The sequence below is a fragment of the Streptomyces sp. NBC_00224 genome (assembly GCF_041435195.1).
Classification (GTDB): Bacteria; Actinomycetota; Actinomycetes; order Streptomycetales; family Streptomycetaceae; genus Streptomyces.
In genome coordinates this window covers 196884-220250 of record NZ_CP108107.1, presented here as the reverse complement: position 1 = coordinate 220250, position 23367 = coordinate 196884, and the positions used below count along the sequence as shown (strand labels likewise).

General features: G+C 69.2%; 17 protein-coding genes and 1 pseudogene. 11 read left to right on the top strand and 7 right to left on the bottom strand.

What is annotated here, in order from left to right; translation table 11 throughout:
* Window positions 1-963 precede the first annotated feature (963 nt).
* Window positions 964-1239: a hypothetical protein gene (locus tag OG965_RS40990; RefSeq protein WP_331723739.1), complete on the top strand. Its 276-nt coding sequence runs from the start codon at window positions 964-966 to the stop codon at window positions 1237-1239.
* 500 nt (window positions 1240-1739) lie between these two features.
* Here OG965_RS40990 and OG965_RS40985 read toward each other — a convergent pair whose 3' ends face one another.
* Complete coding sequence (locus OG965_RS40985; protein WP_331723751.1) at window positions 1740-2201, bottom strand: RICIN domain-containing protein; 462 nt, start codon at window positions 2199-2201, stop codon at window positions 1740-1742.
* Between the two features lie 1259 nt (window positions 2202-3460).
* Between OG965_RS40985 and OG965_RS40980 the strand changes: the two are divergent.
* A pseudogene (locus OG965_RS40980) lies at window positions 3461-3562 on the top strand (SAM-dependent methyltransferase); the annotation flags it as partial.
* 63 nt (window positions 3563-3625) lie between these two features.
* Here the strand turns inward: OG965_RS40980 and OG965_RS40975 are convergent.
* Complete coding sequence (locus OG965_RS40975) at window positions 3626-3778, bottom strand: hypothetical protein (RefSeq protein ID WP_331723753.1); 153 nt, start codon at window positions 3776-3778, stop codon at window positions 3626-3628.
* 615 nt (window positions 3779-4393) lie between these two features.
* Here OG965_RS40975 and OG965_RS40970 point away from each other — a divergent pair.
* Window positions 4394-5296: a VCBS repeat-containing protein gene (locus tag OG965_RS40970; RefSeq protein WP_331757668.1), complete on the top strand. Its 903-nt coding sequence runs from the start codon at window positions 4394-4396 to the stop codon at window positions 5294-5296.
* A 383-nt stretch (window positions 5297-5679) separates the two neighbouring features.
* Complete coding sequence (locus OG965_RS40965; RefSeq protein WP_331723737.1) at window positions 5680-5982, top strand: hypothetical protein; 303 nt, start codon at window positions 5680-5682, stop codon at window positions 5980-5982.
* Window positions 5983-6123: 141 nt separating this feature from the next.
* Here OG965_RS40965 and OG965_RS40960 read toward each other — a convergent pair whose 3' ends face one another.
* The 3 genes from OG965_RS40960 to OG965_RS40950 all read right to left on the bottom strand — a co-directional run bounded on the left by OG965_RS40960 (window position 6124) and on the right by OG965_RS40950 (window position 10974).
* Window positions 6124-8142, bottom strand: a complete 2019-nt coding sequence (locus OG965_RS40960) for an FAD-dependent oxidoreductase (RefSeq protein ID WP_331723736.1) — start codon at window positions 8140-8142, stop codon at window positions 6124-6126.
* Between the two features lie 64 nt (window positions 8143-8206).
* Window positions 8207-9019, bottom strand: coding sequence for a hypothetical protein (locus tag OG965_RS40955; RefSeq protein WP_331723735.1), 813 nt, complete (start codon window positions 9017-9019; stop codon window positions 8207-8209).
* Between the two features lie 1751 nt (window positions 9020-10770).
* The gene (locus OG965_RS40950) at window positions 10771-10974 is read right to left on the bottom strand and encodes a hypothetical protein (protein ID WP_371657226.1); all 204 of its coding nucleotides are present in this window, start codon (window positions 10972-10974) and stop codon (window positions 10771-10773) included.
* Window positions 10975-11444: 470 nt separating this feature from the next.
* Here OG965_RS40950 and OG965_RS40945 point away from each other — a divergent pair, with 470 nt between their 5' ends.
* A complete protein-coding gene (locus OG965_RS40945) occupies window positions 11445-12032 on the top strand; it encodes a hypothetical protein (protein WP_331723752.1) in 588 nt (195 codons plus the stop codon).
* A gap of 697 nt (window positions 12033-12729) precedes the next feature.
* On the opposite strand, the gene OG965_RS40940 is transcribed toward OG965_RS40945, so the two are convergent.
* Complete coding sequence (locus OG965_RS40940; RefSeq protein ID WP_331723734.1) at window positions 12730-13086, bottom strand: hypothetical protein; 357 nt, start codon at window positions 13084-13086, stop codon at window positions 12730-12732.
* Between the two features lie 721 nt (window positions 13087-13807).
* On the opposite strand from OG965_RS40940, the gene OG965_RS40935 reads away from it, so the two are divergent.
* From OG965_RS40935 to OG965_RS40925, 3 genes are all read left to right on the top strand, one after another.
* A complete protein-coding gene (locus OG965_RS40935) occupies window positions 13808-15718 on the top strand; it encodes a zinc-dependent metalloprotease family protein (RefSeq protein ID WP_331723733.1) in 1911 nt (636 codons plus the stop codon).
* A 130-nt stretch (window positions 15719-15848) separates the two neighbouring features.
* A complete protein-coding gene (locus OG965_RS40930) occupies window positions 15849-16334 on the top strand; it encodes a hypothetical protein (RefSeq protein ID WP_331723732.1) in 486 nt (161 codons plus the stop codon).
* Window positions 16335-17068: 734 nt separating this feature from the next.
* Window positions 17069-18553 (top strand): FAD-dependent monooxygenase, encoded by a 1485-nt coding sequence (locus OG965_RS40925; protein WP_331723731.1) that lies wholly within the window; start codon window positions 17069-17071, stop codon window positions 18551-18553.
* Between the two features lie 77 nt (window positions 18554-18630).
* Here OG965_RS40925 and OG965_RS40920 read toward each other — a convergent pair whose 3' ends face one another.
* Window positions 18631-19395 (bottom strand): SDR family oxidoreductase, encoded by a 765-nt coding sequence (locus tag OG965_RS40920; RefSeq protein WP_331723730.1) that lies wholly within the window; start codon window positions 19393-19395, stop codon window positions 18631-18633.
* A 279-nt stretch (window positions 19396-19674) separates the two neighbouring features.
* On the opposite strand from OG965_RS40920, the gene OG965_RS40915 reads away from it, so the two are divergent.
* From OG965_RS40915 to OG965_RS40905, 3 genes are all read left to right on the top strand, one after another.
* Window positions 19675-20496, top strand: a complete 822-nt coding sequence (locus OG965_RS40915) for an alpha/beta fold hydrolase (protein ID WP_371657225.1) — start codon at window positions 19675-19677, stop codon at window positions 20494-20496.
* Window positions 20497-20525: 29 nt separating this feature from the next.
* Window positions 20526-21992, top strand: coding sequence for an FAD-dependent monooxygenase (locus OG965_RS40910; protein ID WP_331723728.1), 1467 nt, complete (start codon window positions 20526-20528; stop codon window positions 21990-21992).
* 120 nt (window positions 21993-22112) lie between these two features.
* Entirely contained in the window at window positions 22113-23309 is a 1197-nt protein-coding gene (locus tag OG965_RS40905) for an acyltransferase (RefSeq protein WP_331723727.1), read from the top strand.
* Window positions 23310-23367: the final 58 nt, after the last annotated feature.

The window sequence follows — 23367 nt, the reverse complement described above, 5'->3', positions numbered from 1 at the left end:
GCCCGCAGACACGACGCGCCGCCGCTACGCGGCGGGAGGATTACCGCGCTCCGCGCGGTTGAATTCCGGCTTCGCCGGAATTTAGGGGCCAACTCCGTTGGCCCTGGGCGCGAATCGCTTCGCGATCCGGCCGGAATACAATTCGCTCCGCGAATTGTATTGGTCTGGTTAAGGGTTGGGGGCAGGGTCGGACGGTTTTCTGCTTTCCGTTTTCTGAGGACCCGTCAATTCTCGGACCAGAATACCGGATTCACCATCCAGCACATTCCCAACTTGCTTCCCTTTTCGAATTGAGTGCCCACCGTGGCACACACCCGGCAACCCCCGCAACCCCCCGCGCGAGTGACCATCACGCCGCGCCCCAGGCCCCGGCCGCCCCCTCGGGCGCCTGACACCCACTCACGGACACCTGAGCCCGGGGCCCTTCGCGCGCGGCACGCGCGGCACGCGTTGGCCAGGCTGTGACGGACTGCGGGCGCTTACGGCGTAAGCACCACCGCGCGGCTTGTGCTGTTACCTGTCGCGTCGGACTGAGCCACGGGGGTCGGCCAGGCGCCCCGCAGGTCGCAGAGGATCTGTCACGCCGACAGCCCCACCCACGCGATACCCCGGCCCGCGACAGCGGGCGCAGCGCGCAGGCCCCGCCCGAGGCGCGACCGGCCCACCGGAGGGCGGCTTCACGGCCGGACGGCCAGCGGGCGCAACGCCCGTACGCAACATCGGTGCGCACTCCGCCGTCTGGCACCGGCTTCAGCCGGACTTGCGTGGCTAACCGGCCCGTCCGTCATCGTGCTGCCCTAGCAGGTCGCCACGGCCCGTTCAAGGGTTCGCGAATCCTCGCCCAACCCTGCGAAAGAGCCCCGCTACCAGCGACTTCACGGATTTTCGCGAACTCTTGAATGCCCGTCGTCCAGCGCCGAATCTTGCCCCCGTTCCACCCACACATCCATCGAGAGGACCATCGTGGACACCCACCCGACCCCGAACCCGGTACCGTCCCCCAGCCCGGCCCAGCCCCCGGCCGCCGCACCCACACCCTCGCCGGTGCCGGTGCCGGCGGATGCCTCGCTGCGTCGCCAGCTCCAGGCTGTAGTGGTCGTACTCCTCGTCCTGGGCGCCGCGTTCGCCTTCACTGTCCTGTTCGAACACCCCGCGGCCCTCCCCGCCCTCGGAGGCGTCGGCACGCTCTTCGCCATCGCGACCGTCATCTACACCTTCGCCAAGCGCATCAACCCATGAACCCCACCACCGCCTCTGTGAGCGCCGATCCCCAACGCGGACAACCAGAGGAGGCCCGAGCACGGCAGAAGCACGAGAGACGACCGCGCAGCGTGCTCCACACAGCCGCGTGCCGCCCGCCCGTCATCAGCGGGCGCAGCGCGGAGCCCCCGGCGCCGCGCAACAGGAAACCGGCCGCCCCGATCCCCTCCAGCGCCGCTCGCCCCTGCCTCCCTGTCTTCCCTTTTTTCTTGTCTGGGGCGGGCGAGGGGCTCTGGAGGGGATGTCCGGCCCCCGCACCACACCAAAACCCGTGGTGACCAGCAGCATTCACGGGAGTGCCGGAAGACGAGGTCAGGAGATAACGCAGCAGATAGCTCAGGAGATAGCGCGGGGGTTGGGCGCAAGGGAAACACCACGCCGCCCCGCCCTGCCTCCACCTCTACCTCTCGCGGAGAAAGACACCTCATACGGCTAACCGGCCCCGTCGGGGCCACTGCCCGGGCGACACCCCGAGGCGGCTACGGATCCACTGGCTCCAGCTCCCACCACTGGCCCGGCGAGTCCGTGTCCTCCCACTGCCGCACATTGGCCCCCTCCGCGCCCGAGCCGTCCTCGACCTCCAGGAGCAGTCCGCTGATGTAGCTGACGAGGGTGACGCGGCCGGGCGCGTCGAGGTGGCGCTCGATCAGCCACTCCTGCGCACCGAAGTTGTTGGCCTTCCACTGCTGGACGTTGGCGCCGTTCTCGGTCGAGGCGTTAGCCACGTCGAGCCGCTTGCCGCTGTTGGCGTTCACCAGGTGGTAGAGCCCGCCGCCGGCGTGGACGGGTGAGATGTGCCAGTCCTGGCCGGCGCCGCCGTTCTCCTTGCCCTGCTGGACGTTGGCCCCGCTGCCGCGCGCCCCGCCGTACACCTCCAGGACCAGCCCGCTCGCGACGTTCCGTAGCAGGTAGAGCCCCTCGGCGACCGTTCTGTTCTCCATGTCCGCCAGCGTAACCAGCACGCCCTCGACGAGTTCCAGAGCCAGTCGCTGTACAGGTCGCGGTGCTGCGGAGCACCCCGCTGGAAAAGCCTGTTGGGCTGGCTGCGGGGCCGTGCGCGGCCGGCCGCTCCCAAGTTGTCGACTGCGCTCGGGCCCAGGCCCCCCATCGTGGCGGAGGCGCACCGTGTCACAGCGCCGTGCCCCTTTGCGGCATGCGGTGGCCCGGGCCTGTCCTCGCGCACTCCCCGTCACCACGGTCTGCTCACCACGACCGCGAACCCTTATGCCTGCTACGCCGCTTGCCGGATGGCTCATCCGCGACCGACGCCACACCACCCGGCCACCGAGACCGAGTGGTTGTGGTCGGGCCGACCACAACCAGGACGCCCACACGACCACCCCGGACACCAGCAACGCCGACCACGCACCGGACTGCCCACCAGACCCGCCCCACACGACTTGGCAACGCACCACCAGTCCGAACACGGCAGGTCAACGCCACGGTCGGCCCTGTGGCTCCCATCGGCGACCACTCGCTCGCATCGAGGACACCTGTCACAAGTGGACAGTCGCTGTGGGTCGCTGAATGCGACCTGCCGCACAGCCCGCTGCGCAGCGAGTTGCGCACCAGCAGCCGCACCACCACGCAGACAGTGCGCAGACACCGGCCGGTGCGCACTCGCCGATGCACTCCGCCAGGCCAGTGCGCATCGCATGCGCATCGACTGCACTCAACGGCCCCTCGACATGTGCGCACAGGCAGCCGCACCGCCGTACGGCACTGTGCGCATCGCTCAGTGCGCACCACCGGGCACACCCGTGCGCAACACTGCGCAATGGCCGCGGCGTATCGGCTGCACCATGTCGCCAGCGGCCCACCACCAAGCCGTCATCGATGCCCCGGTGCAGCCACCTGGGTTGAGACCGCCGAACGGGGCCGGAATGGCGAAGCCCCGCCCATTGCCATTACGGCGGTGGGCGGGGCTCCTATGCCCGGCTCACTTTCGGCGTGGAGCCAGACCACCAGTGGGCCAAGCTCTGTTCCCGGCCTGTGGTCGCGCTCTTGGTCGGCCCGTGGTCGGGCCCACCAAGAGCTTCGTACCCCTTCCGTGGCCGTGGTCGGGCCTCCATGGTCGGGGTCCACGACAACTTGGTCGGATACGTGGTTGGTCTACCAAATGATCCGGTCGGGGGCAGGGACCTCGGACGGGCCCCCGGGCAGTACAGGAGGCAAGGCAGGAACGCGCCGACCAGGCCATCCCCCGGCCATCCCCGGCGCGTACGGGCCGCAAGGCATGTACAAGGGCAGCGGCTTCGCAGGGAAAGCGATGTTCACCTACCGCTTCCGCACCCGCAACGCGGAACCGGCCCGCCCCCACCGCCGAATGCGGAGGGAACGGGCCGGTCCACCAGGCCGTGCCGACTCAGCCGTATGTCTCGACCCACATGTTCACGGCGCCGCCGCCCATCCCGCAGCCGAGGATGGACGCCCACTCCTTGCCCAGCGAACGGCCACCCTCGGACCCGGTGTACGGGCCGCGCACGCCGCCGACGTTGGCGCAGTAGCCCGTGGCCACGCCAGCGGCCGTTGCCGCTGTCGCACCAGCCCACACCGGCGCCGTCGTTACGGTTGTAGGCGTGGCAGCTGCTCGACGCGCTCGCCGACGGCGCGGCGAAGAGCATCGCCCCGGCCGCCAACGCCAGCGCGGTGGACACAGACCCCGCCATGCGCAGTCGCTTCATGACATTCCCCCTTCTGAAACGGACTCCGCGTTTCCCCGCGGTCACCCGGGGCACGCGGAACCAACGGAATCGGTGCGGCCGCAAGAGCCGGCCGCACCCATGCACAACGTCGGGAAACCCAACGGGAACAGCCTGGCAACAGCCCCTAGCAACCGGCTAACAGATCTGCGGAAGCGGCCCTTCCGTCGGCCCGGCGCCTCGCACCCCGCCCGTTCTGGCCAGGCGCGGTCCCGCCGGGCGAGCGGCAGGCCGCACCACGCCCGCCACCGCGTGCGGGCCCCACCGGCCGCCCCGGCCCCGCCCGGCAGCGATATCCTTCCGGTCTAGACCTCGTGGGGGGATCCGCAGGGTCGGCGTAGCAGCGCGCGCTCGCGTCTGTCGGCGCGGCAGGTCAACTGCCGTGCGTCGGCGCTGGTTCCGCCCCGCCATTCCATCGTCCGGAGTTCCTTGTGAAGAGATCCTCCCGCGGCCGACGCGTGCTGGCACGCGTGGCCACGGTGGCGACGTCCGTCGCCGTGGCCGCCACGGCCGCCGGTACGGCCGTCGCCGACAGCCCAGCCGCGTCACGTTCGGCGAAGAACAGCGCCGTGGGCGCTGTCGCGGCCGGGGCGCACAAGCCGACGCCCGCCGCGCCGTCCTACTTCCTGTCCGGGATCCTCCCGTCGGGGCAGATGTACGTGTACATGACCGACGGGAAGGGTGGCTTCGAGGCCCGGTCCGGTGCCTACGTCTGGAAGCACTTCAAGTACGGGGCGTCGATCGACCTGGAGATGACCGGCTCCCAGGACGGCGGGTACCACGTCATGGACGACGGAACGCTGAACCTGTGGCGTCACGGGGAGCTCAAGCGGGTGGGCGGCGGCTGGAGTCCGTACGACAGCGTCTTCGTGCCCGGCGCCCTCGGCGGCGTCAAGCACCCCGACCTGCTGGCGCGCGACAAGCAGGGCGTCCTGTGGCGCTGGCAGACCCGCATGGACGGCTCGCTGGCTCCGCGTACGCAGATCGGGGGCGGCTGGAATCAGTACTCCCAGATCACCGGCGTCGGCGATCTGACCGGCGACACGAAGCCGGACATCGTCGCCCGCGACAAGCAGGGCGTGCTGTGGCTGTACAAGGGCACCGGCGACCTGCGCAAGCCGTTCGCCCCGCGGGTCCGTATCGGCGGTGGCTGGAACCAGTTCAACAAGCTGGTGGCCACCGGGGACGTCGACGGCGACGGCCACAGCGACCTGATCGCCCGTGACACCAGGGGCGACCTCTACCTGTACAAGGGGACCGGCAATGCTGCCGCGCCCTTCCGCGCCAAGGCCAAGATCGGCTACGGCTTCCAGCAGTACCGCGACCTCTTCTGATCGACCGGTCGCCCGTCGGCCCGTCGGCCGGTCGTCTGAGCGCGACGATCGGACGGCCCCGCCGTTGGCGGCGAGAGCGCTCGCTGCCGACGGCTGCGGCCTGGGGATTCCCGCCGCCCGGGGCGGCGGCGAGCAGCAACACCGCCGTGTACCCCGTCTACCGGTCCGGCCGGTATCAAGCGCCCTGAGCCTCCTCGACCGCGGGTTCCGGCTCGCTCGGCGCTAGGCTCCCGGTGAAGACGGTGTACGGAGCCGTGACTCATCCAGCGGAGGCTGCTGTGACAGCGACGTCCGAGGGCCCGTTACCGGATCACGATCACCCCACCCCAGCAACCGACTCCGCCTACGGCCACAGCCACAAGCACGGAATCCTTCGCGGTGTCTTGGAGTTCCTAGCTGAGCAGATCGGGGAGTTCCTCGCCGAAATCGTCGCTCAGGTGGTGAGCTGCGCGCTGCTCATCGGCGTCCTCTTCGGATTGATCTGGGGTTGGGGCCGCAGCCCCGCACTCACGCTGAGCACTGTGATCGTCCTGCTGGCCGGCACGGTCGCCGCTGTCGCCGCCGTCGAGGCCCGCAGTCATCCGGGCCGTCGGTGGCCGTGGCTGCTGGGATCGGCGTTGCTGAGCATGGTCAGCGCTGTAGCCCTGTGGTTCCTCTTCTACGGCAGCAACTGCGAGTGCACGTAGGAACTGCGATGCACGTAGGCGGGAGTGTTCTCGCTGTCGCGGGGGTGGGTTCTCGCGGCACGGCGCTCACGCCGGATCCGTCGGCCCGGCTCAGCCGCACCGACGGACGCCGGGCTGCCCCGTGCCGGCCCGGTGCTCAGGTCAGGGTGCGACATGGATCTCCAGCGCGGCGCGGACCGCCGATTCCACGGCTCCTTCGATCCAGGCGGGTTTGAGGGAGGTGTGGTCGCCGGCGAAGTGCAGGGGGCCTTCGGGGGCGGCGATGTCGTGGAACAGTTCGGTGTGCTGGCCGGGCAGGAGGACCGAGGCCTCACCGTAGGCGTAGGGGTCGCGTGCCCAGCTCTGGGTGCACCCCGCTCCGGTGTAGAAGACCTCGATGCGCTGGCCGTAGATGTCCTGCAGTCCGGCCAGGGCGTGCGGGTAGCGGGCGTCGTCGTCGAACGCGTCCCAGCGCATGGCGTCGTCGGCCCAGGTGTAGGAGGCGAGGACGACCCCGCCGGGGCTGCCGGGCACGGCGTGGGAGGGGTTGAAGGTGAACCTGTTGGGGTTGTCGCTGACCGATCCCCCGCCCAGGCTGGCCACCGCTGCCGGCTGGTCGCGGGTGGCGGAGCGGTAGGCGGCGTAGTACGTACGCTGACTCTCGGACAGACGCTCGCCGGTGACGGAGTCGTGCCGCCCGAGCAGACTCCCGTCGTCGGGGGTCCGGCCCTTGCGGTAGGAGTCGTACAGGCCGGGCGCGATGGTGTCGAGCTCGCGTCGCCAGTCGGTCTCGGTGAACTCCCACCAGCGGCGGCTGAATTCGAGCACCACCTTGGTGGCGCTGTCGTAGTGGAGTTCGGTGACGGCCCGGCGTTTGCCGTACGACATGGGCGGGGCGACCTGGATGTGGCGCAGCCCCGAGAACGGCACGGTGATGAGGGCGAGGTCCGCGGTGAACTGCTCACGGACCGGCGTTGCGCCGCGCCCCTCGGAGACGGTGTCGACCCATACGTGTGGACCGTTCGCGCTCACGTGCGGGGTGTCGGTGTGGGAGCGGTCCGGGTCCCAGTACTCGATGCGGGTGACGCGCCGGTCGAAGCGGATGCACGGTCCCACCTTCTTGAGCAGCGCGTCCGGTAGCGCGGCGGTTCCTCCGTCCAGTTCCCAGAATGTGGTCCGGGGGCTGATGAGCGCCGCGTCGAGGAAACTGTGGAGGAAGGAGAGGGGAAGACGGGAGGTGATGTCTTCCAGGCAGCCGACCAGGTCGATGGTGGCTTCGTCGAGCTTGGCGACCTCGCTCAGAAAGCGGCGCATCGAGTAGTCGCCGAAGCGCTCGATGACCCGCGCCCAGCCGGCGATCATCTCTTCGGACGGTTTGTCCATGCGGCGCCCGTCGGCGCCGCGCGTGCTGAACTCGTTCCGGACCGGGTCCAGGGCGTTGCTGAGAATGGTGGCGGAGGGGGTGTCCCAGAGTGCGCGGGGAACACCGAAGGAACGATTCACCTGCCGCGGGTCGCGCGCGTAGTCGGCGCGGCGGACCCGCAGTCCGTTGACGTGGATCCAGGTCTGCTGGGCCGGTGTCCCGTCGGCGTGCTCGTCGACCAGGCGGAACTTCTGCCGCGGCACTCCCAGGTGGTCGATGAGTGCCATGACCAGGGGGTGGCTCTGCGGAATCCGCATGGCTCCGGCCTCCGCGTACTGCCGTGGATCGGCGAACGGCTGGGCGGCCCGCTCGTGGCCGCCGGTCCTGAAGGTCTTGATCCTGCCGCCCGCGCGATTGCCGTTGGCCTCAAGGAGGGTGACCGTGTGCCCGGCACGCCGCAGCAGCATGGCGGCCACCAGGCCCGCCGGGCCGGCCCCGACCACGAGGATCTTCTTCGGGGCGGTCGCCGACCGGGGAAGGCCACCGTCTACCAGCACCTGCCGGTAGGACGGCACCAGATCCTGGCCGTCGGGCCCCCGCAGCAGGAGCGCTCGCGCCACCTCCAGGCAGCGGTGCGAGAGCGCGTTCCCGGCTGCGGGAGCCCGGAGGGCACCTCCCGTAAGGGAAGGGGAAGCGGCTGCGGGACCGGCTGCTGTCGTGGCGAGGCCGACCGCGCTCGCCACCGTGGTGGCGGTAAAGCCGCGCCGGGACAGAGAGTTGGAGCGGGGCGGTGTCCCGGAGGCGTGAGGCGAATGCATAGCCTCACCATGCAGTCACACCCGTCGCTCACCGCACCGGCCACGCTCACACGCGTCCTCGTCTTTAGCCCGAATGGCCCACGCCTGTCCGCTGGGGCCCCGGCCCGTGCGGGGTGGACACGTCGAGCTGGTCGAATCGGGTCAGGGTCTGACGGTAGGCATCCGGCTCGACCCCCAGCGGCGGAGCAAAAGAATGCTGGAGGCTCGATACCAGATACACACCGAACCCCAGGACGGTTCCCAGCATGATCATCACCAGCATGTGCCGCGGGCCGGCGTTGATACCGACCAGCGCGGGGAACAGGACGACCAGCACGGCCGTGGCGATCAGGGCGTAGAAGATCGGGTCCGGAACGCTCCACCGCATGTCGCTGGACCGCTGGTTGCGGGCGGTGGTCACGGTGTCCAGGGCGGTAGTGAGCGTCTCCTTCGCGGCCTTGTCCTCCTCGCTCGTACTCTGGGCGCGCGCGGCCGTCAGCCGCGCCTGGTCGAGCACGCGGGAGGCGCGCGGGCTCATCTCCTGGCGCCGCATGAGAGCCCATTCGGGCCCTGCCACCTCCGGGACGTAGGCCCTCAGTTGCCGACGGACCGGCTGCCCCTGGACGGCGGGCAGCGCACCAGCAGCGGCATACGCGGACTCCAGGCCGCGGGCCTCCTGGTAGGTGTGATCGCTCGCCGCGTTGCGCTGCTGCCACGAGCTGGCCACCAGGAAGGCCGCCGTCAGGACGAACAGCGCCAGCGTCGCGCTCCCCACGAACGCCAGCGCCGGAGCTTCCAGGTGCGCCTGCTTCGATGCTTCGCTCCGCGACAGCGCCCACGTCAGAACGAACGCCGCCGCCGCACCCACCAGTGCGCACACAATTCCCACGCCGAACATGTCAGTCCTTCCCCCCTTGGGGCTTCGATGTGCGCGATACGGAGGTGACGGCCACCAGGAGGGCCGGGAAACTCACGACCAGCAGCGAGATGAACGCCCAGTCCATCCCCTCTCCGAGCGAGGCGCTACGCGGCGGGAGGCGGCGCTCGGCCGCCCCGGAACCTGGGGGCAGTGCCCCTGCGGTAGGCACGGCGGGTACGACGGGCACGGCTCGCCCCGGCGTCCGACCGGCCGGAGCCGGGCCGAGGAAGTCCCCCGCCACCGGATCGCCGGGGGCAATCGGAGCACCCGGCGCGACGGGGACACCGAGGCGCGCGACAATTCCCGGGGAGAGCGCAGCGGCCGCCGGCCCGGCCGGGCCCGGTGCGGACAGCGCTCCCGGCCGCCGGGGGCCGGCGGCAGGAGGATTCGGCCGGGGGCGCCGGGCCGGCGCACCGCGTGGCACCGCCTCCCGGGCAGAGCGGCGCTTCCCCCCGTCCGCACGCCCGGACGGACCGGCCGGGCGGACCGGGCGTACCCGCTCGGGCGGAGCCGGCACGGTGTATCCCGCGGCCGCCTGGGCGGCAAGAGCCAGCAGGGGCAGCGGCCTTCCTTCCGGGGACACAGCTCCGTCCGCGGTCGTTCCCGAGGCCCGAGCCACGGACTCGTGCCGACCGGGCCGATCCGGCGCCGGAGCCCAGCACTCCAGTTCCGTACCCGCCGGCAACACAGCGGGAAGTCCCCCGCCCGAAGCACACCGCAGGGCCGCCGCGTCGAGCAGCGGGTCCCGCAACTGGAGGTTCTCCAAAGCCGCCGGGCCCGAGTACACCAGCCGATAAGAGAGACGTTTCTGCGAAGCGGCACGCTCAAGCGTCAACACCGAGGTGCGGGCATCGTAGCCAGCCGAGACGGCGACAGAAGCGGACCGGTACCCCTGCCACGTCGGGACGCCCGAGGCCCTGACACGGCCCACGTGGCGACCCGCCACCGCGCGGACCACCGCACGGCACACCATGGTTCCCAACGGCGGCAGCGACGTCCGGGGACACCGGGCCGCACCCCCCACGGCCTGCTCGTCGACCACCTTGACACTGTGCAGGCCGTATTCCGCGAAATTACGCAACTGATAGGTACGGATCAATTCCTGCCCCATCCGGACCGGGACACCCGCGACGGGAACGCTGTTCGTCGAGACTGCCATCCGCAGTGCGTCACCATCGCCACCTCCCAGGGGCGCCGACCCCAGAAGGCAAACCCCGATGCCGACCAGGGCCACCGCCCTCACGATTCCGGACAACCGCCGACAGGCATTCATGGCGGCATTATCGGATCGAGACGATCAGGTCGCGCGCCTGCCGCGCGGAACACCAAAAGAAGCCCCGGCACTCCCCCGAGCCGCCACCGCCCCTGACCGCGGAGCGCGTACGACAGGGACGGCCCATGCTCTTTGACGGACTCTCAGAAAAGCGCTCGCCCAAGATCCCCGACAGCTTCAGGGACTCGGCATGCCAGGCTCAGCAGCTCCGCTCGCCGCTCCGGCAACGTGTCGTGCTCTTCGCGGACCCCGTCGCGCTCTCGCTCCAGGGTCGCGGCCTTGCACACAGCGGCCACGCCGCCGGCCATGGCCACCCGGAGACCGGGCGGCCCGGCAGACCGGATCAGCCGGAACGGCGACACATTCCGCGGAGCTTCCTCACCGATGGTGGCTCCAGGGCTGTACGGACGGGTGGCGCAGGACCTGACCAGGCGGCGCGACGGTCCTCGGACACTGCTCACTCTTCGCACATCCGGTCCTGGAAGAGCGGCTGCGGCCCGTTCATGGACGCCATGGAGCCCACGAATCCCACCACCGGCCCGGCCAGCACGTACGCCTGCGCGCCGACAGCCGCCCACGGCCCCGCCACGCCGGTGGGCCACACCCCGGTGCTGTGGATCGGCGAGCCGTTCGCCCCGGACAGCCGGGGCTTCTGAGCCAAGCCGCAGGGCGCCAACCCCCGTGGAATCAAGGCCCCCCGCCCCGCACATGGCCGTCCGAGCGCGGGCGCGCGGCGAGCCCACCGACGGCGCCCCGACCGTCGAGTCCTCCAGCGCCACCCCCGGACTCGGCCCCGCCCTGGCCGGCATGGCCCATGGCCACCAGGTGACCGTCGTCACCGATCCCGGCCTCGAACCGTCGGTCCGACGGGCACTCATCGCGTACGGACACGAGCCGCGACAACGACATCCGCGTTCCCCACGACGAGGCGCAGGACATCGTCGACGTGCTGCGCCACTACGCCGAACACAGCGACAGCCCCGAGTGGGCCTGGCAGGCGGAAAACCTGGCCCAGAACCTCGCCCGCCGCCTGGCCAGCCGTCAACCGGCAGACGATTAAGGTCTGCCGTTGGCCGAGATCACGAAGCGGGGTGGAGACTGCTTGCCCGGAGCGGGAAAGAGAGGTTCCAGATGAGCAGTGCGGTGGTTGCACTGGTGATCGCGTTCCTGGGTATCGCCGGCACGCTCGCCTCAGGGCTCATGACGCAGCGGCTCGCCGAGAAGGCCAAGTCCAAGGAGTGGGACCACTCTGCGCGGCAGCGTGCTGCGGAGCGGCAGTTCGAGACGAAGCGTGCGACGGCGGAGGCTGTCCGGGCCTGCTGCGTCATACTGAACACCGCTTCCCTGGAGTACCACTCCGAGCTGAACACCTTCTGGTACGCACTGCGGGCCGGCCACGTCACCGACGGCCTCCGGTCGCGTCTGGACGACGCGCGGCGCGAGCACCGGGCACGCTACTCCGAGGCGCAGATGCAGATCCCGGACGACGTGCTCGCCGCTGCCGACACTGTCCACCGAAGGCTCAACCGGATGTACGGAGTCCTCAAGCGCCTCGACGGCGGAATCCCGCCGCATCAGGAGGGCGAGTCCCTCGGGCAGGTTCACCCGCAGATCGTGGGGCTCTGGGACCAGCTCAGCGAGATGCGACGCAGCCTCGGCCTCCCGCCGCACGGCCCAGGCGGGGCGGAGGCTGCGGATCCAGCGGACCGCTCCACGTAAGTCCAGTCCGGCAAGGCCGTCTTCAGGTGCCTTGCCGCAGCGGGTGGCCAGTCCCCCGCCCAGCCCTGATCTTGTCGATACGGCGCTCGAACGTCTGCGGTCGCGGGTAGCGCGCATCCTCAACCGGAGCCCTAGACAACGTCGCACTCACGGCCGACCGGTGGGCGGGGATCAGGCGCCACGCACGGCACGGAGGGCGGCCCAGAGCCGACGGCCCTCCTCCCTGTCCGGGAGCCTGACCCGCACGGGATCCATGGAGACAAGCCGGGCCAGCGGCTCCTGCTGATCGTGGCCACGCCGGTGCGCGACGTGCAGGTTGTACAGGGCCTTGTAGAGCGCCTGCGAGACCCCCAGACATGGCGCGGCAACAACCAGTACCGAAGAACCTCCTTGACACAGGATGGGCGGCGGACCGGGGACACTGCCGCGGGCACGTTGACGATCGTGATCGCGCCCGCGATCCGCGCGTACTCCGCCCTGCTCCGGGCGGATCTGGACGCGCCGCGCAAGGCTGACACCCACGGTTCCGCTCCGCAGGGCCGCCGCCCTTCGTAGTTGGCTTGGCCGGGAAGCTTGAGGCTCCGACGCTGTCGGAACCTCAGCAGCGAGCGTCGGGGACGCCAAGGCTCTTGTTGCCCCCGATGCATGCGGATGCCCCGATGCAGGCACCTGGGCCTGCATCGGGGCAAAGGGTGGATCAGTGCCGGTCGCTGAGGTACACCGAGCGCAGCTTGAGGCTTTCCGTGGCGGGCTTGCCGTGGGGCTTCAGGGTCCAGGAGTCGCCGGTGCAGTCCTCCTCGGTGAAGACCATCGCCCAGGTGTCGGTGTCGTTGTGCGGGGCGAACGCGGGCTCGGAGGAGTCCGGGTCGGCGACCTCGGGGAGCGTGATGCAGGCGGGGCTTTCCGGGTCGTGGAGGGTGGCCGACTGCGTGGTGCCGTCCAGGCCCACGAACTTGTAGGAGAAGTCGCCGGTGGCGGCGTTGGCGGAGGTCGGCAGGGTCAGTACCAGAGCAAGCGCGCCGAGGGCGGCGCCGACAGAGCGGCAGAGTCGCATGAGGCCCCATTCCGGGTAGTAAGAGCTATTCGCCCAAGCATGTCCTCAGCTCTGCCGAGCATGTGCCGCAACTGCCGAAACAAGAGACGAAAGAAGGATCTCGGTACCCCGTGTGGGTTACCTCCCGCTTCGCCGGGTGTCCCATACAGCGTCGCTTGCTCATAGGCGGCGGGCCGCCCACGCAGTGACGTCATTTCCCGCGAACATTCCGGTCACGGCCGGCCGCCAGCTGTCTCCCGAACCGGTGGATAAATGCTGTCGCTTGAAGTGCACGAAGCCACCACGGTCAAGACGCACGTGGCAACCCTGATGACGAAAACAGGCCGAGACAACCGCACCCGACTCGCCATTCTCGCAGTCCTCACCGGCACCACTCCAGACTGACCCGCCCCCGCGGGGTGGAGCGGGGTGTTGATTTCGGGGTGGGTGCGCTGGGTGTGCAGGCGCCGTCGGCCTGGAGCAGATGCCCCCGGACCGTGTCACGTTCACCGCCGTCTGCTGTTCGGGCGTCGGAGGCGGGCTTGACGCTGGCGGGAGCCCACGGGTGACCTCCTGCCCCAGGCCGGTGGTGGGGTAGCGGCAGGGCAACCCGCGGCATTGTGGCCCGGGAAGGCTGCTCCATCTGGGCGCCACCCGTCCGCCGCTGCCGCCGTGCCGCGATGGCCGCCGTATCTGAATGTGGGGGCGTTGATCACTGACGCTTTCCATGAGGAGACCTTCCGTGCCCCGTCCCTGGCATCTGTTCGGCGCCGCGCTCCTCGCCGCCGCGCTCACCTCCACCGCCCTGCCGGCCGCCGTGGCGGCGACCGTCCCGGCGGACGAGGGCGCCACGGCACCGCCCGGACAGGCCGGCGCGGACCAGATTCAATGGCCGCAGGGTGCCTTCCGCGCACTGTGCGGCGCCCGGCAGGGGGCACAGCCCGACCGCCGCACCCTCCGTCTCGCCGCAGGCACCCAGGTGGAGGCGGTCGCCGCGAAGGTTTCTCGGGACCGGCAGGGCACCCTGCTGTGGGCCGGGCACGTCGTCGGCCACCCCGACCTGCCGGTGATCCTCGCCGCCGACAACGCCTGCGGGAGCGGGGTTCCCCGGGTGGCCGGGGAGGTGCATCTGGGCACTGCGGAGTACACCATCGACGCCGACCAGCCCGGTGTCTCCACCGTGCGCCGGCTCCCGTCACACCGGCAGGCTTCCCTCAAGGACGACATCCGGCGGATCGCACCCCCGGTCGGCCCCGCGGCACCGCGGCTCAAGCCGCTTCCCCGCGCGGCCGTCGCAGCACCCGTCATCGATCTGCTCATCGGCTACACACCGGCGACGGTTCGTCACACCACGGGTGGTGCCGCGGCGCTGGACCTGAAGGTGAAGGCGTCCGTGGAAGGGGCGAACAAGGCATATGCCGACAGTACGGTGAGCGCCCGGCTCAACCTGGTCGGGACCTTCGCCACCCAGGAGTGGGACGGCGACGACAAGGATCTGGAGGGCATGCTGAGCGCCCTGTCGGACCCGAAAGACGCCCTGTACTCCAGTGATTTCGGGGTCGGTGCCCGCAAGATGCGCGAGGACAAGGGCGCTGACCTGCTGCACGTGCTGACCCAGTTCACTCCCGCCGCCGGCACCACCTACACCGCGGGCATCGCCAACACACCGACGTTGCCCATCCCCAAGCCCGCCACCGGACCGTCGTACAGCACGGAGGGCCAGGCCTTCGGCGCACAGCAGTCCGACACCCTCGGCACGTATCACCTGGCGCACGAGATCGGCCACAACTTCGGCCTGAACCACGATTACCACACCGACCCCATCGAACCGGGCGAAGAGGGGTACCAGGCAGGCAACTACAACCCGTACTACCCGGACAACCACGGCTTCCTTCCCACCGACCGCACGTGGACGGACATCATGGGCTACACGATGGCCTGCGACGACGAGGACGAGTGCGAGACCAAGCTGTGGTTCTCCAACCCACTGCAGACGTACGACGGCAAGCCGCGCGGTGTTCCGCTCGGCAAGCCGGGACCGGCCGACTGCGTACGCGTCATGAACCTCACCGGTCCCGTCCTCGCCGGCTACCGCGCCTCGTCGACGAGTGCGGTCCCGGCCCGCTATTCGCTGACCGGGGCGTCGAGCAACACCGACGGCGGTACGGTGACGCCCGCGGCGACCGGCCTGTTCGACAAGGGCGACCAGGTCACCCTCACCGCCTACGCCAAAGCGGGCTACAAGCTCGACTACTGGGCCGTCGACGGCAAGATCCAGTCCACGCGGCCTGCGGCCTTCACGGTCACGATGGACGGCGACCACTTCGTGACCGCGAAGTTCGTCAAGTCCACAGTCGCCCTCACCCGGCTTCCTGCGACGATCACCAAGGTGTCGCCCGCCACCGGCTCCACGAAGGGCGGCTATACGGTCACCCTCACCGGCGCCGGGCTGTCCAGCACGACGACCGTGCTCGTCGGCACCCGTACCGCCACCGGGTTCAGCGGACTCCAGGGGAACGACGTGAAGGCGGTCGACGACTCGACCGTCACCTTCACGATGCCCGCCTGGCAGAAGGCCGAGGCCGTCCAGATCGCCACGGCGGCCGGCCGGACACTGACCGCGTCGGCGGACTTCACCTACGTTCCCTCGTGAACGCCCGTCCAGCAGGGGCCGATGTGGAAATCCTGCAGTACCGGTGACCAACACCGCGGACTCCCCCACTGAGTGCCGCTCCGGCACCTCCCCGCCGAGGCGCACCCGTAGACCGAAAGGCAGACACCCCATGCCCCTTCGCTCTTCCCTCACCCACAGCTCGCGGGCAGGGGTGCTGCTCGGCGCCACTGCCCTGGCCGTGACCAGCACCTTCGTCGTCGTCCCCACCGCTCACGCGGCACCTACTCTTCTCGACCTGACCAGAGTCCTCACCCTGCGCAACATGCTCAACGGCCCCATCCAGCTCAACGTCCTGGCGAACACCCGCAACGAAGGCGCGTTCGTGGGAGCAACCACCACGGTGATCGGAGAGTCGGAGGCCCCGGGCCTTGAGGCCGGTATCGGGGAGACGACTGTTCCCCTCAAGGACGGCACCCAGGCCATCACGGTCACGGAAACCATCGCCGCCGGACACCTCACCCCCGGCGAGCACGTGGTGGTCACCCTCATCGGCATCGACCGCACCGCCGCAGGTCTGCCCATCAGCACCGCCACCCTCACCAAGACACTCACCTGCGGCCAGCGCGACTCCGCGGGAACCCTCACCTGCTCATAAACCACTCCCGGGCCGCTCCGGAATCTGAACCGCAGCCTGATACCGCCCCACGCAGACCAGCCCCGCCCTCACTCGGATTGACACCGAGAGAAGATGGTTACCGAGAGTACGCGAATGGACTCCATATGTGGCGGTACCAAGATCTCCTACGCCTCTCGCAGTTCCTGCTGTCGTAGCGCTGACGTATCTGTCCAAGATCTGTAGTCACATCGATGTACACCCCTGACCGTACCCGCCATACTTCTCAAAGCTCTTGAACGATGAACGGCCTGTCAATAGAAGGCACCGACCGTGCGGGGCGGTCAGCGGTGCCGAATTCGCGGGAATCGGCGGATCGTCTCCATGCGCCCCCTTGGAGCGCTCTGTCGCAATTACTCCGCAAGGGGTCCGGCTTGGTCGGTCTCCCTTTGCCGATACCTCCTTGCCTTTCCTGGATCGCCACACTCGCCCAACCGGGCTTCATAGCAGTGTTGAAAACAGTATGTACACCCGTTCAACGGCGGACAATCCGGAGTCGAACGCTTTACCAACGGAGAACAAATCCGACATTGCGGCCCAGCAATACTCTTGATGCTTGCGTACGCAAATATGTGGGTGCGGTATGCGATTTTGCGGCATTGACAAACGTCGCCCGCATCGATGTTTGGGCAAGTGGTGCGAAATCATTGATTCCTGGGTGCACTGCAGGATTCACTGGACGTCTTCTATTCGCCCCATCCGCAAGGAGTACAACCATGGGCCGAGATGTGATTGTTGTCGGCGCGGGACCGGTCGGGCTGATGCTTGCCGGGGAGCTCAAGCTCGGCGGCGCGGACGTCATTGTTTATGACAAATTGGCGGCGCCCAGTGGCGAGTCCCGCGGGCTTGGATTCACCCGGCGTACCGCCGAAGTCCTCGACCAGCGCGGTCTGCTGGAAAAGCTCGGTGAGTTCCGCTGGGGCAAGCAGGGCCACTTCGGCGGCGTGCGCGTCGACTTCGACCAGGTGCCGGACCGCCACTACGGCGTGATGGGGCTGGCCCAGTCCCACACGGAGGAGGCCCTCGGCAAGTGGGTCGAGGAGCTGGGCGTGACCGTGAGGCGCGGCTGCCAGGTCCTCGACCTGCGGCAGGACGACGAGTCGGTCACCGTCGTGTTCGAGGGGCCGGACGGCCGGGGCGAGGACACCGCCTCGTACCTGGTCGGCTGCGACGGCGGCAAGAGCACCGTGCGCGAGCTGGCCGGCATCGCCTTCCCCGTCCAGCCCGCCACCCGCGGCATATTCCTCGCGGACGTGGTGGGTGTCGAGCTGCCGATGAACCCCATCGGCCGGCACATCGACGGCGGGGGCATGATCCTTTCGGTCACCCTGGGCCCCGGCGTCTCCCGGATCGTCGTCCACGAGCCCGATGTCCCGCCGCACCACGGCGAGAGCGAGCCGACGTTCCAGGAAGTCGCGGACGCCTGGAAGCGCATGACCGGCGACTCGATCCACCACGGCAGCGCGACCTGGATGGCCGCCCTGACCAACGCCCAGGGCCAGGCCGAGCAGTACCGCAGCGGCCGGGTCTTCCTGGCTGGTGACGCCGCCCACGACCACGCTCCGCTGGCGGCCCAGGGCGTCAGTACGGGAATCCAGGACGCGGTCAACCTCGGCTGGAAGCTGGCCGCGGTGACGGGCGGCCGGGCGCCGGAGGCGCTGCTGGACAGCTACCACTCGGAGCGGCACCCGGTGGGAGAGCGACTGCTGCGTGACACCCTCGCCGCCTCCCTGATCTACCTCAGCGGTGAGGAGATGGAGCCGCTGCGCGCCGTGCTGCGCGAGCTGGCCCAGATCCCGGCGGCCGCACGGCAGCTGGCCGGTCAGGTCTCCGGCGTGGACATCCGTTACGACATGGGTGCCGGAGCGGAGGCGGCGCACCCCTTGCTGGGGCTGCGTCTGTCGCCGGACCGGCGGATCACGGTGGACGGCACTGTTCGGCGCGCCGCCGAGCTGCTGCACTCCGCACGCGGCGTGCTCATCACCGGTCCGGGGGCCGCGTACACGGCGGACGGCTGGTCCGGCCGCGTCGACACCGTCCGCGGCACGTGGGTGGCGGACGAGGACGACGGCAGGCCGGGCGCGCTGCCGCTGCCGGACGCGGTGCTGGTGCGGCCCGACGGGCACGTCGCGTGGACCGCGCCGGACGGCGGTGACCTGGGCGCCGCTCTCACCCGATGGTTCGGTGAGCCGGCCGCGTAGGACGGAAGAAAATGCCGGGGCCCGCAGCGGTGAAACCGCTGCGGGCCCCGGCACATGTACGGAGTCGGGATCCGGGATCAGCCGAGCAGCGTGCCGCCGCTGGCGTCGATGTAGCTGCCGGTGATCCAGCGCGCCTCGTCGGAGGCGACGAACGCCACCACGTCGGCGATGTCCTGGACCTGGCCCACCCGCTTGAACGCGGACAGCTCGGCCAGGCGTTCCACGACAGCCGGGATGGAGAACATCGGCTTGCCGTTGTCGGTCAGGCCCGGCGCGACGCTGTTGACGGTGATGCCGCGTTCGGCGACGTGGCGCGCCAGATGCAGGGTGAGCTGCTCGATGACGCCCTTGGACATCGCGTAGGCGATCATGTCGGGCTGGGCGCTCCGGGTGATCCCCGACGAGATGTTGACGATGCGTCCGCCCTCGGAGAGCAGCGGAAGCGCCTGCTGGGCGACCAGGAACGGCGCCCGCGCGTTCACCGCGAGGTACTTGTCGAGCTCCGTGACGGTGACGTCCTCGGGCAGCGCGGTCTGGCCGCCGTACGCCGCGTTGTTGACCAGGATGTCCAGGGCGGCGGAACCGGTCCGCTCCCTGAGCTCCCGCTGCAGCACCTCGAAGAGCTCCGTGACCTCGTCGGGCTCGCCGAGGTCGGCGCGCACGGTGAACGCACGCCCGCCTTCCGCGCTGATCAGCTCGACGGTTTCCTTGGCTTCGGTCTCACCGGTCGAGTAATGAACGGCCACGAGGGCGCCGTCTCCCGCCAGTCGTCGGGCGATACCTCGTCCGATGCCCCGGCTTGCACCGGTTACCAGAGCCGTTTTGTCAGTAAGTCTGCCCATGAAGTGAACTCCTCCCCGTCGGCGCGGCGAATTCCGCCGCTCCTTGCATTGCCCAGCTTGGCGAATCATCGCGGCTAAGTCGAGCGGATTACGGAAACTGTTCAACCATCACTCCACCAAGGTTGAACACCACCGGTTCTAGCTATAGTCGAGAAAATTCGATGAAGGGGATGGGTGAACTGCATGCCGAATGAATCCGCTATCGAGGCCCCCGCAGTGCCGGACAATGCAGAACTGGCGCGGTCACTGGACGGAGACTTCCGCAGCGAATTCGCTAACGTGAATGGAACGCAGCTGCACTACGTCGTGGGCGGCACCGGAGACCTCGTCGTCCTGCTGCACGGGTGGCCGGAGACATGGTGGGCATTCCGGAAGCTGATGCCGAAGCTCGCAGAACACTACAAGGTCGTCGCGATAGACCATCGGGGCATTGGAATTCCGGACGAGCTGAAGCCTTCGGACGGGTTCACGAAGAAGAACATGGCGCGCGACGTCTACGAGCTGATCCGTTCACTTGGGTACGAAAGCGCCCACATCGTGGGTCACGACCTCGGGGCGATGGTCGCCTACAGCTTTGCCGCGAACTATCCCGAAGCGACACGTCGGCTGGCTCTGCTCGATGTCGTCCACCCCGATGAGACGTACTACGACCGGCCGATGCTGCGGCGCCCCCGTACCGGTTTCAACATGTGGTGGGTGGCGTTCAACCAGGTGCAGGGCCTGCCGGAGCAGGTCTTCGCCGGCCGCGGCTGGCACCTGATCGACTGGCTGTACAGCAATTCCCTCAAGGACCCGGAGTCCGTCACGGCTTTCGACCGTGCCGTCTACGCGCGGGCGTACGACACACCGGAGGGCATCCGCGCGGCCAACGGCTGGTACCAGGCGTACCACCAGGACATCGAGGACCTCAAGACCTACGACAAGGTGTCGCTGCCGCTGCTCGCGCTCGCGGCTCCCACCCAGTACGACCAGGTGCAGGAGCAGCTGTCGCAGATCGCGACCGACGTACGCATGGTGCGGGTGGACAAGTCCCTGCACTGGCTCGCCGAGGACGACCCGGAGTTGGTCTCCCGTGAGCTGCTCGGTTTTCTCGCACAGTAGACGGTGCGATCAACGGGGAGGAGAAACCAATGAAGCATGACGTCATAGTGGTTGGGGCCGGTCCGGTTGGGTTGATGCTCGCCGGTGAGCTGAAGCTGGGTGGTGTGGAGGTGGCGGTCTATGACCGGTTGCCCGCGCCGAGTGGTGAGTCGCGTGGTGTGGGTTTCACCCGGCGTGCCGCGGAGGTTTTCGATCAGCGGGGGCTGCTGGCCCGGTTCGGTGACGTCGAGTGGGCGCAGGGCCACTTCGGGGGGGTGCGGATCGATTTCTCCAGGCTGGAGGACAACCACTTCAGTGTGCGGGGTGTGCCGCAGTTCCGTACCGAGGAGATCCTGGAGGCCTGGCTGGGCGAGCTCGGTGTGCAGGTCCACCGCAACCACGAGGTCACCGGGTTCCGGGAGACCGAGGACAGTGTCGTGGTCTCCTTCGAGGGCCCTGACGGGCCGGGCGAGGCCGAGGCCCGGTACGTGGTGGGCTGTGACGGTGCCCGCTCCATCGTCCGCAAGAGCGCGGGGATCGACTTCCCGGGCTGGGATGCCACCCGGGGTATGTACATGGCCGATCTGGTCGGTGCGGGGGTGCGTCAGCGGCCGATCGGGGAGCAGGTGCCCGGGGGCATGGTGATGGCGTTCAATCTGGAGAACGGTGTCGACCGGATCGTCATCCATGACGAGAAGCTGCGTCCGCATGAGGACAAGAGCCAGCTGACGTTCGAGGTTGTGGCGGATGCGTGGCAGCGGATGACGGGGGAGTCGCTGCATCATGCGGAGGTGCGGTGGATCAGTGCGTTCACCGACACCACCCGCCAGGCCTCCCAGTACCGCAAGGGCCGCATCTTCCTGGTCGGGGACGCCACGCACATTCATATGCCGGCGGGTGCGCAGGGGATGAGTGTGGGGGTGCAGGATGCGGTGAACCTGGGCTGGAAGCTGGCCGCGGCCATCAACGGCTGGGCGCCCGAGGGCCTGCTGGATACCTTCCAGTCCGAGCGGCACCCGGTCGGTGAGAAGCTGATGCGCAACACCCGCGCCCAGACCCGCCTCTACCTCACCGGCGATGAGATGGAGCCGCTGCGTGCGGTGATGCGCGAGCTCGTCACCTCTCCCGACGTCGCCCGCCACCTCGCCGGCCAGGTCAGCGGCCTCGACGTGCAGTACGACATGGGCGCCACCGGCCACCCCCTCCTCGGCTTCCGCCTCTCGCCGGACCGCGAGCTGACGCTCGCCGACGGCACCCGCACCCGCATCGCGGAGCTGCTCCACACCGCCCGCGGCGTGCTGATCACCACCGGCGACTCGCGCGAAGCGGCCGAACTCGCCGAAGGCTGGGCCGACCGCGTCGACGTCGTCAGCGGCAGCTGGGTCCCCGCCGACAACCCCACAGGCGACGACCCCGAAGCCGTACTCCTGCGCCCCGACGGACACGTCGCCTGGGCCGCACCGGGCGGCGGCAAACTCCGCGACGCCCTGGAGCGCTGGTTCGGCACGGCCCTCTGACCGTCCCCGGCGACAGCCATGTCGCCCGTATGTCCCGGCGACCGCCGCGAACCGCGCGACGCGGTTGAGCGGTGGTTCGTCGCTGCCACCCCCCGTCCCCATCCAACTGAAAGGTTGGTCATGACGCACGGCATTACCGAGTCGCCCACTGAGGGGTCGTCAGAGCAGGGGCAGCGCCCCGCTCTCTCGCGGCTGCCCTCCCTGACCGGACTGCGGTTCCCCGCCGCGTTCCTGGTCTTCCTGAGCCATGTCGGTCTGGCGCTTCCCCAGCTGCGTCTGCTGAAATCCGACGGGGCGGCGTCCGATCTCGCCAAGTTCACCGAGAACGCGGGCGCGCTGGGCGTGGCCTTCTTCTTCGTCCTCAGCGGTTTCGTGCTGACCTGGTCCGCACGGACGAAGGACACCGCCCCCGCCTTCTGGCGCCGGCGGTTCGTCAAGATCTACCCCAACTACGTGCTGGCGTGGGCCCTGGCGCTGATCCTGTTCGCCTCTACCTACACCCCGACCCGGGTGGCCATCGCCAACGTGTTGATGGTCCAGGTGTGGAAGCCGGACTTCGCGTACATGTACAGCGTGAACCCGGTGAGCTGGTCGCTGGCGTGCGAGCTCATCTTCTACCTCTGCTTCCCGCTGCTGCACCGGCTGTTCGTCCGCATCCGGGACGAGCACCTGAAGTACTGGATCGCCGGTGTGACGGCGGCGATCATCCTGACGCCGTGGTTCACCTACACCTTCCTGCCCGGCAACGGTACGCAGATGACCTCGGACCAGACCGCGTCGGCCGGGGACGCCTCGGTGACGCAGTACTGGGTCGCCGTCTTCCTGCCGCCGGTCCGGCTGCTGGACTTCGCCCTCGGCATGCTGGTGGCGCACGCGGTGATGCGGGGCCGCTGGCGCAACATCGGCCTCATCTGGTCGACCTTCCTGGTCGCGGTCAGCTGGTATGTCTCCCAGAACGTGGACATGCTCTACGCCAAGCGCTCCGTCTCCATCATCCCGATCGCGCTGCTGATCGCCGCGGCCGCCACCAAGGACGTCAAGGGCGAGTTCACCGTCTTCCGGAACAGAACGATGGTGTGGCTGGGCGAGGTGTCCTTCGCCTTCTACATGTGCCACTTCCTCGTCCTGCAGTACGGGCGCAAACTGCTGGGCCACGACCTGTACTCCATACCGCAGACGATAGGGCTGGAGATCATGCTGACGGCGATCGCCGTGCTGTTCTCCTGGATGGTGTACGCGGTGCTGGAACGGCCGGTCTACCGCCTCTTCGCCACCTCCCGGAAGGCCAGAGCGGAAAGGGCCGGGGCGACGGCCTGAGCCCCTGCCCCCGCACTTCCAGGACTGGCCTGACGCCGGCTGCCAGCAGCCGGCGTCA

What these genes read in the sequence shown, in the direction of transcription:
- OG965_RS40985 (WP_331723751.1), bottom strand. Translation starts at nt 2,201, where the DNA reads ATGGAGAACAGAACGGTCGCCGAGGGGCTCTACCTGCTACGGAACGTC.
- OG965_RS40925 (WP_331723731.1), top strand. Translation starts at nt 17,069, where the DNA reads ATGGGCCGAGATGTGATTGTTGTCGGCGCGGGACCGGTCGGGCTGATG.
- OG965_RS40940 (WP_331723734.1), bottom strand. Translation starts at nt 13,086, where the DNA reads ATGCGACTCTGCCGCTCTGTCGGCGCCGCCCTCGGCGCGCTTGCTCTG.
- OG965_RS40955 (WP_331723735.1), bottom strand. Translation starts at nt 9,019, where the DNA reads ATGTTCGGCGTGGGAATTGTGTGCGCACTGGTGGGTGCGGCGGCGGCG.
- OG965_RS40910 (WP_331723728.1), top strand. Translation starts at nt 20,526, where the DNA reads ATGAAGCATGACGTCATAGTGGTTGGGGCCGGTCCGGTTGGGTTGATG.
- OG965_RS40960 (WP_331723736.1), bottom strand. Translation starts at nt 8,142, where the DNA reads ATGCATTCGCCTCACGCCTCCGGGACACCGCCCCGCTCCAACTCTCTG.
- OG965_RS40920 (WP_331723730.1), bottom strand. Translation starts at nt 19,395, where the DNA reads ATGGGCAGACTTACTGACAAAACGGCTCTGGTAACCGGTGCAAGCCGG.
- OG965_RS40930 (WP_331723732.1), top strand. Translation starts at nt 15,849, where the DNA reads ATGCCCCTTCGCTCTTCCCTCACCCACAGCTCGCGGGCAGGGGTGCTG.
- OG965_RS40905 (WP_331723727.1), top strand. Translation starts at nt 22,113, where the DNA reads ATGACGCACGGCATTACCGAGTCGCCCACTGAGGGGTCGTCAGAGCAG.
- OG965_RS40945 (WP_331723752.1), top strand. Translation starts at nt 11,445, where the DNA reads ATGAGCAGTGCGGTGGTTGCACTGGTGATCGCGTTCCTGGGTATCGCC.